Raw genomic sequence first — 7,761 nt, 5'->3', positions numbered from 1 at the left:
CCGGCCGGCCGGCTGATGTCCCGGCCGGCCTGCTGGGTCAGCTCTCGTCGGGCGTCAGCCGCAGCGAGATGCTGTTGATGCAGTACCGCTGGTCGGTCGGGGTGGGGTAGCCCTCACCCTCGAAGACGTGGCCGAGGTGGGAACCGCAGCGTGAGCAGCGCACCTCGACGCGCTTCATGCCCATCGAACGGTCCTCGATCAGCTCGACGGCTTCGGTGTCCTTCGGGTCGTAGAAGGACGGCCAGCCGCAGTGCGACTCGAATTTCGTGTCCGAGCGGAACAGCTCGGCCCCACAGGCGCGACAGGAGTAGACGCCGGTGGTCTTGGTGTCGGTGTACTCGCCGACGAAAGCGGGTTCCGTGGCCGCCTTGCGGAGTACCGCGTACTCCGCGTCGGACAGCTCGGCGCGCCACTGCTCGTCGGGTTTGTCGATGTCGTACGCCATGAGTTCTCCCTCAGGGTCTGGCCGGACCTCAGTCGGTCAGGCGGGCCAGGATGACGGGACCGAGGTCCGTGACGTCACCCGCGCCCATGGTGAGAACGAGATCGCCCGCCCTCACCATTCCCGCGACGGTCTCCGGCACGGCGTTCTTGTCCGACAGGGCCGTGACCTGGGCTCCGGCGGCGCGGGCAGCGTCGATGATCAGGGCGCTGGTGATGCCGGGAATCGGGTCCTCGCGCGCCGGGTAGATGTCGAGCACCACGGAGGCGTCGGCGAGGGCGAGCGCCTGGCCCATTTCCGTGCCCAGCTCCTGGGTGCGCGAGAACAGGTGCGGCTGGAAGACCACCAGGATGCGGGAGCCGTCAGGGACCGCCGCGCGCATCGCTTCGAGGTCGGCCGTCATCTCCGTCGGGTGGTGCGCGTACGAGTCGATCACCTGGACGCCGGCCGCCTCGCCCTTGAGCTGGAGGCGGCGCTTGACGCCGGTGTACGTGCCGATCGCCGACGCCAGATTGTGCGCGGGAACGCCGAGGGCGACACCGGCGGCGAGCGCGGCGACGGCGTTGTCGGCGTAGTGCCGGCCGGGGACCGAGACGGTGAAGGTCAGGAAGCGGCCGTCGAGGACGACGGTGACCTCGCTGGTCAGCCCGCGTGCGGTGACCTTGTGGACCCGTACGTCCGCGTTCTCGGCGGCGCCGTAGGTGACGACCTTGAGCGTGGACAGGTCACGGACCCGGGAGGCCAGCTCGACCGCGCCCGGCTGGTCGGCGGAGATCACCAGGGTGCCGCCGGGGACGACCTTGCCGACGAAGGTCTCGAAGGACTCGTAGATCTCGTCCATCGACGCGTAGTTCGCGTGGTGGTCCAGCTCCACGTTGAGGACGATCGCGACCTCGGGGTCGTACTTCTGGAAGCTGCGGTCGCTCTCGTCGGCCTCGGCGACGAAGATGTCGCCGGCGCCGTGCTGGGCGTTGGTGCCGGGCCCGGTGAGGTCGCCGCCGATCGCGTACGACGGGTCGAGCCCCAGCTCGGTCAGGGCGACGGCCAGCATGGAGGTGGTGGTGGTCTTGCCGTGCGTGCCGGCGACGGCGATCGACCTGCGGCCTCGCATCAGCGAGGCCAGCGCGTCGGAGCGGTGCACGACGGGGATCGACAGCTCGGCGGCGCGTGCCAGCTCCGGGTTGTCGGCGCGGATGGCGCTGGAGACGACCACGCACGAGGCGTCGTCGGCGAGATGCGCGGCCGCGTGTCCGACATGGACGGTGGCTCCCTGCGCGCGCAGCGCCTCCGCCGTCTCCGACTCCTTCGCGTCACTGCCGGCGACCTTGGCGCCGCGCTGGGCCAGGATCTTCGCGATCCCGGACATCCCGGCGCCGCCGATACCGATGAAGTGCGGCCGTTCCATGGCGTCGGGGATGCCGGTTTCGGGTGCCATTCGCGTTTCTCCCAGGGCAGGCGTGCGTGACGTGTTCGTGCGGTCACCCAGCCTATTCGCTGTGCGCGAAGAGCTTGAGCACCGGGACACCGACCTTGTGGCGGGCGCGCGATGCCCAGTCGCGGTGGAAGAACTCCTCCACGTAGTGCGGCTCGGTCAGCACGATCACCTCGTCGGCGCCCGCCTCGTCCACGACGGCCTTGAGGCCGTCCAGCGGGTGCTCCTCGACCACCCGTCCGGTGGCCTGGGAGCCCTGCGCGCGCAGCGCGGCCAGCGAATGTTCGAGCGCCAGTTCCGCGGGTCGTCTCGCGTCCGCCCCCTCCGGCACGTCACCTTCCTGGGACGCCTCCTTCAGCTCCCCGAAGGCGACGTCGTCGATGGCGCGCAGCAGTACGTCGGCCTGGTCACCGCGCGGCTGCATGAGCACGACGAAGGAGATGGTCTCGTCGCCGTGCAGGGTCGTGACGAACTCCACGTCCTCGGGCGACAGAGGCTTCTCGATCATCAATACGCTTGTGAACACGACAGCGCCCTTCGTCCGTCCTCGTGGGCCGGTGCGGCCCACTGCTGAAACCATCCTTCCCCGTGCCCGCACGGGGTCTGCGTGTACATGATCCTGCCCATCCAGAGCTAACCGGAACAGCGGATTCCGCTCCTCCTCAGCTCCGACGGTATCGGGTGAAGAGGAACCCCTCCTCCTCCAGGAGCGCCGCGAGGGCGAAGCGCTCGGGTACGGCGAGTGCGGGTCCCCCCGCGATGCGCTGCGCGTACCCCGAAGTCAGCGTGGGAGACATGGTCAGACACAGTTCGTCCAGCACCCCCGCGGCGACGAACTGGCCCAGCAGCCTCGGTCCGCCCTCGGTCAGCAGCCGCCGCAGACCCCGCGCGGCGAGCGCCTGGACGGCGCGGGCCGGCTCCACGCCGGGGCCGTCCCCCGCGATCACCACCTCGGCGCCCGCCTTCTCCGCCTCCCGCACCCGCTCGGGCGGCGCCGCGGCGCCGGTGAGCACCAGGGTCGGTACGAGCGGCGCCGTGAACAGCGGCAGCGAGAAGTCGAGAGCCAGCCCTGCCGTGACGATCGCGATGGCCGGCGCCGGCCCCTGTCCCGCCGCCTCCCGGCGCGCCGCGAAGGCGTCCCGGGCGCGGGCCGGCCGGTAGCCCTCCTGCCGAACCGTTTCCGCGCCGACCACCACCACATCGGCCAGGGCGCGCAGCACGCCGAAGATCCGCATGTCGGCGGCGGACGAGATGGTCTGCGAGCGGCCGTCGTGCTGGGCCGCGCCGTCCAGCGTGGAGACCATGTTGGCCCGCAGCCAGTGGCCCGCGCCGTCCAGGTCCCGCGGATAGGCGTACGCGTCCGCCAGCTCGTCGAGCGTCCAGTCACCGGCGGTGCCGGAGCCGGTCCGGCCGGAGGCTGCCTGATCGGAGGCCGGCCGATCGGAAGCTGCGGAGGCTGTCTCATCGGTCACAGGGAACAGGCGTCGCATGCGAAGCAGTCTGGCACGGCGCATAAGCTTGTGAGTTGTGTCGTCCTCCCCCGCCGCCCCCGGCCAGCACCCGATAGCCCGCGCGGCCCTCATCTCCCTGTGCGCACGCGAGCCGCGGGTCCCCGCCGAACGGCTCGTCGCCGAGATGGTCCCGCCGCCGCGCTTCGGCTCCGTACGGTTCGACACGTACGTACCCGACCCGAAGCAGCCCAGCCAGACCGAGGCCGTCACCGTACTGAGCGCCTTCGCCGCGGGCCTGGACCGGCCGGGACCCGGTTCCGCGGCCGGTGAGGGCGGCGGGATGCGCCGCTGGTTCGGCCGGAAGCCCTCGGCCCCCGCCGGGCCCCGGGGGATCTATCTGGACGGCGGCTACGGCGTCGGCAAGACCCATCTGCTCGCCTCGCTGTGGCACGCCACCCCCGCGCCCGCCGAGCTGAAGGGCTTCGGCACGTTCGTGGAGCTGACCAACCTGGTCGGCGCGCTGGGCTTCCAGCAGACCGTACGGACGCTCGGCGGCCACCGGCTGCTGTGCATCGACGAGTTCGAGCTGGACGACCCCGGCGACACCGTGCTCGTCTCGACTCTGCTCGGCAAGCTGGTCGACTCGGGGGTGGCACTCGCCGCGACCTCCAACACCCTGCCGGGCAAGCTCGGTGAGGGCCGGTTCGCCTCCGCCGACTTCCTCCGCGAGATCCAAGGGCTCGGCGCGCACTTCAGGCCGCTGCGGATCGACGGCGACGACTACCGCCACCGGGGTCTGCCCGAGGCACCCGAGCCGTTCACCGAGGAGCAGGTGACCAGGACGGCGCACGCCACCGAGGGCGCCAGCCTGGACGACTTCCCCGCGCTGCTCGGCCATCTCGCCTCGGTCCACCCCAGCCGCTACGGCGCGCTGACGGAGGGTCTGCGGGTCGCCTGCCTCACCGGCGTGGGCCCGGTGCCCGACCAGTCGACGGCGCTGCGGCTCGTCGTACTCGCCGACCGGCTGTACGACCGCGAGGTGCCGGTGCTGGCCTCCGGCGTGCCCTTCGACCGGCTTTTCAGCGACGAGATGCTGAACGGCGGCTACCGGAAGAAGTACTTCCGGGCGATCTCCCGGCTGACAGCACTGGCGCGTGACGCCAAGGGGCTGCTGGCCGAGTAGGTTCGGAGCCGCGCCGAGTAGGTTCGGTGCCGTAACGACGTGCGATCACCTCGCACACCTCATCAGAAGGGTTCCATCATGGCTACCACGCGCACGGCACACACCGTCTGGGAGGGCGACCTCGCCCAGGGCAAGGGCCTTGTCACCTTCGACTCCTCCGGCATCGCCGAGCAGCCGGTTTCCTGGGCCTCACGCGCCGAGCAGGCCAACGGCAAGACCAGCCCGGAGGAGCTGATCGCCGCCGCTCACTCCAGCTGCTTCTCGATGGCCCTCTCGAACGGTCTCACCAAGGCCGGCACCCCGCCGACCAAGCTGACCACCAGCGCCGATGTCACCCTCGTGCCCGGTACCGGCATCACCGGCATCCACATCACGGTGCAGGGTGAGGTCGCGGGCCTGGACGAGGCGGACTTCGTCAAGGCCGCCGAGGACGCGAAGGCGAACTGCCCCGTGAGCCAGGCGCTGTCGGGCACCAGCATCACGCTGAGCGCCTCGCTCGCCTGACCCGCCCTCCCCGCCGGGGTCGTCCGGCACGACCGGTGACCGCGGCAGGACCGGCTGACCCGCATGCCGCGCACATGCGGGTCACGCCGGTCGCGTTCCGCCGTGATCCGGCGCACCCTCGATACAACTGATCCGAAGGGGTGCCCGGTGAGCAAGAAGGACGCGAAGAAGGACGACGCGAAGAAGGCCAAGAAGGCCGAGAAGGCGCACAAGCCGTCCGAGCGGCGCTCGCGGGACGAGCCGGCCCTGCGTGACCTGCTGCGCGTCCCGCCCGGCGAGCCGGCCGTACTCGCCTCGTACGATCCGCGGGCGACGCCCGGCGGCCCGGAGGACAAGGCCGCGGGACGCGAGGCCATGACCCGGATGGCCGAAGACCTCACCGCGCTCCAGGACCGGCTCTACGCGGCCAGCACGGCGGGCGACCGCCGCCGGCTGCTGCTCGTCCTCCAGGGCATGGACACCAGCGGCAAGGGCGGCACCCTCAAGCATGTGATCGGGCTGTTCAACCCGGCGGGCTGCCGGATCAGGGCCTTCAAGGCGCCGACCGCCGAGGAGCGCAGCCACCCGTTCCTGTGGCGGATCAAGCGGGCGCTGCCCGAGCCGGGCGAGATCGGCATCTTCGACCGCTCGCACTACGAGGACGTGCTGATCGCCAAGGTGCGCGAGCTGGCGCCGCGCCGGGACATCGGCCGCAGGTACGGCCAGATCAACCGGTTCGAGCAGTCGCTCGCGGACGACGGCGTGACGGTCGTGAAGGTCTTCCTGCACATCAGCTACGAGGAGCAGCGCGACCGGCTGCTCGCGCGCATCGACAACCCGGACAAGCACTGGAAGTTCACCCCGGACGACATCGAGGACCGGTCGCTGTGGCCGGCGTACCACGACGCGTACGAGACGGCCCTGACCCGCTGCACCTCGGCGCAGACCCCCTGGTACGTGGTGCCGGCCGACCGGAAGTGGTACCGCAACTGGGCCATCAGCAAGCTGCTGTTGGAGCATCTCCAGGCGCTGGACCCGCAGTACCCGAAGGGCGACTTCGACGTGGCGGCGAGCCGCGAGCGGCTGCTGGCGATGGACTGAGCACGGGCTCGGGGGCGAGGGTCGGGGGCGGCCCTGGGGACGGGCCCGGGGACGGGCGCGGGACACGCGGCATGCTCGACACGAACGCCATGTGCCCGATCCGCGTAGATCATCATATATTTTCCGTGAGTGACCAGATACGTACGCACGCTCGCCACGGCCACCGCCCTGAGTGCTGCCCTGGGCGCCGCCCTGACCGGCTGCGGCGCGCAGCAGCCGCCGGTTCTCCACTCCCCGGCAGCGGCCGTCCTGCGCCCGGCCACGGTCAAGGGGCCGCCGACCATGGCGCCGGGCCGTGGCGGGCTGACCCCGGTCTTCAAGCGCGGCCTCGGCACGGCGGGCCGGACCGTCGCGCTCACCTTCGACGCCGACATGGCGCCGGACGACGGCGAGCGCGCCGCGGACGGGGAGCGGTTCGACAACCCCGAGCTGATCGCGCTGCTGCGCCGGCTCGAAGTGCCGTCGACGATCTTCATGACGGGCCGCTGGGCCGAGGAGTACCCGGCGCAGGCGGACTCCATCGGCGACGACCCGCTCTTCGAGGTCGCCAACCACTCGTACAGCCACCGGGCGTTCACACGTCACTGCTACGGGCTGCCCGAGCTGCGGGGCGACGAGCGGTCGGCCGACGTCGAGCACGCCTTCGCCGCGTTCCACGCGGCCGGCGTGCACCATGTCATGCCGTACTTCCGCTTCCCCGGCGGCTGTTACGACCGGTCGGCGCTGCGGGCGATCGGCCCGGCGAAGGTGACGGCGGTGCAGTGGGACGTCGCGGGCGGCGACGTGCTCGCCACGAACGCGGACGCGGTCGCCCGGCAGGTGGTCGACGGGGTCGCGCCGGGCTCGCTGGTGGTCCTGCACTGCTCACGCAGCGCGGCGCCGGTGACGGAGGAGGCGGTGGAGCAGATCGTGCCCCGGCTGCGCGAGCGCGGCTACCGCTTCGTCAAGGTCTCTCAGCTGATGAAGCGCTGACGGGCCCTGCGGGCTGTCGTTGTGACCACCTAGGTCCTGTCCGGCCGGACAGGGTCTAGCCGGAACAGGCCTGGCGCTGGGCTTCCTGCCATGTGCAGACAGGGCAGAGCGTGGCGCCCTTCACCGAGTTGGGATGCTCGGTCGGCTCCCGGCACAGCACGCATTCCGCGTACCCGACGTCTTCAGCTACCTCTGCCATGCGGCCAAGCTTACGACCCGGGTCCGACGGTCGGCTCAGCCCCGGCGGACGCCGAGCGTGCAGACGACCGCGCCCACCGCCGCCGCGACCAGGACGGCTGCCGCCGCCGGCAGCACGGGGATGGGGATCATCCCCGTCCGTGACCCCGTCACCAGCGCGCTGACCGCGTACTTCGCCGGCGATCCGCTCGACACCAGCGCCAGCAGGGCGACGAGCGAGGTCGCCGCGATCGACCAGCCGCGGGCGCGCAGCAGCGGCCGGTTGCACAGGGCGCCGGTCGCGGCGCCGAGCAGCAGACAGACGAGCGCGACGAGCAGCCCGGCGGCCCCCGCGGGCAGCAGCGGCACCGCCACGGTGTGGTCCTCGTTGTCCGGCGCGCTGATCACCGTCACGATCGCCGTGCCCACGACGCCGAGCGCGGCGGCGCAGACCGCGCCGGCCAGCAGCGCGGCGAGATGGACGCGGGCGGGTCCGGTGGCGGCGGCCGTCACCGCGCGG

Annotated in this window: 9 protein-coding genes and 1 pseudogene; 4 read left to right on the top strand and 6 right to left on the bottom strand. The window is 71.7% G+C overall.

Going from position 1 to position 7,761, the window contains the following annotated elements; translation table 11 throughout:
- Positions 1-37: 37 nt before the first annotated feature.
- The 4 genes from msrB to HY68_RS24000 all read right to left on the bottom strand — a co-directional run bounded on the left by msrB (position 38) and on the right by HY68_RS24000 (position 3,364).
- Positions 38-445: a peptide-methionine (R)-S-oxide reductase MsrB gene (gene msrB, locus HY68_RS24015; protein ID WP_041992095.1), complete on the bottom strand. Its 408-nt coding sequence runs from the start codon at positions 443-445 to the stop codon at positions 38-40.
- 28 nt (positions 446-473) lie between these two features.
- A complete protein-coding gene (gene murC / locus HY68_RS24010; RefSeq protein ID WP_041992093.1) occupies positions 474-1,877 on the bottom strand; it encodes a UDP-N-acetylmuramate--L-alanine ligase in 1,404 nt (467 codons plus the stop codon).
- Between the two features lie 52 nt (positions 1,878-1,929).
- Positions 1,930-2,400 (bottom strand): hypothetical protein, encoded by a 471-nt coding sequence (locus tag HY68_RS24005; protein WP_041992092.1) that lies wholly within the window; start codon positions 2,398-2,400, stop codon positions 1,930-1,932.
- Positions 2,401-2,536: 136 nt separating this feature from the next.
- On the bottom strand, positions 2,537-3,364 hold the full coding sequence (locus tag HY68_RS24000; RefSeq protein ID WP_198533329.1) for a pyrimidine reductase family protein: 828 nt from the start codon (positions 3,362-3,364) through the stop codon (positions 2,537-2,539).
- A gap of 37 nt (positions 3,365-3,401) precedes the next feature.
- On the opposite strand from HY68_RS24000, the gene zapE reads away from it, so the two are divergent.
- The 4 genes from zapE (at position 3,402) to HY68_RS23980 (ending at position 7,064) form a co-directional block, all read left to right on the top strand.
- Complete coding sequence (gene zapE, locus HY68_RS23995; RefSeq protein ID WP_041992087.1) at positions 3,402-4,508, top strand: cell division protein ZapE; 1,107 nt, start codon at positions 3,402-3,404, stop codon at positions 4,506-4,508.
- Between the two features lie 78 nt (positions 4,509-4,586).
- Positions 4,587-5,012 carry an OsmC family protein gene (locus tag HY68_RS23990; RefSeq protein WP_041992085.1) on the top strand — a complete coding sequence of 142 codons (426 nt, stop codon included), beginning with the start codon at positions 4,587-4,589 and terminating at the stop codon, positions 5,010-5,012.
- 147 nt (positions 5,013-5,159) lie between these two features.
- Entirely contained in the window at positions 5,160-6,092 is a 933-nt protein-coding gene (locus HY68_RS23985; protein ID WP_041992082.1) for a phosphate--nucleotide phosphotransferase, read from the top strand.
- A gap of 129 nt (positions 6,093-6,221) precedes the next feature.
- Complete coding sequence (locus HY68_RS23980) at positions 6,222-7,064, top strand: polysaccharide deacetylase family protein (RefSeq protein ID WP_041992080.1); 843 nt, start codon at positions 6,222-6,224, stop codon at positions 7,062-7,064.
- Between the two features lie 55 nt (positions 7,065-7,119).
- Here HY68_RS23980 and HY68_RS44025 read toward each other — a convergent pair whose 3' ends face one another.
- Positions 7,120-7,263 carry a hypothetical protein gene (locus tag HY68_RS44025; protein WP_198533328.1) on the bottom strand — a complete coding sequence of 48 codons (144 nt, stop codon included), beginning with the start codon at positions 7,261-7,263 and terminating at the stop codon, positions 7,120-7,122.
- A gap of 35 nt (positions 7,264-7,298) precedes the next feature.
- A pseudogene (locus tag HY68_RS42205) lies at positions 7,299-7,761 on the bottom strand (ABC transporter); the annotation flags it as partial.

It is taken from the genome of Streptomyces sp. AcH 505 (assembly GCF_000818175.1).
Classification (GTDB): Bacteria; Actinomycetota; Actinomycetes; order Streptomycetales; family Streptomycetaceae; genus Streptomyces.
This window is presented reverse-complemented; position numbering and strand designations above follow the sequence as displayed.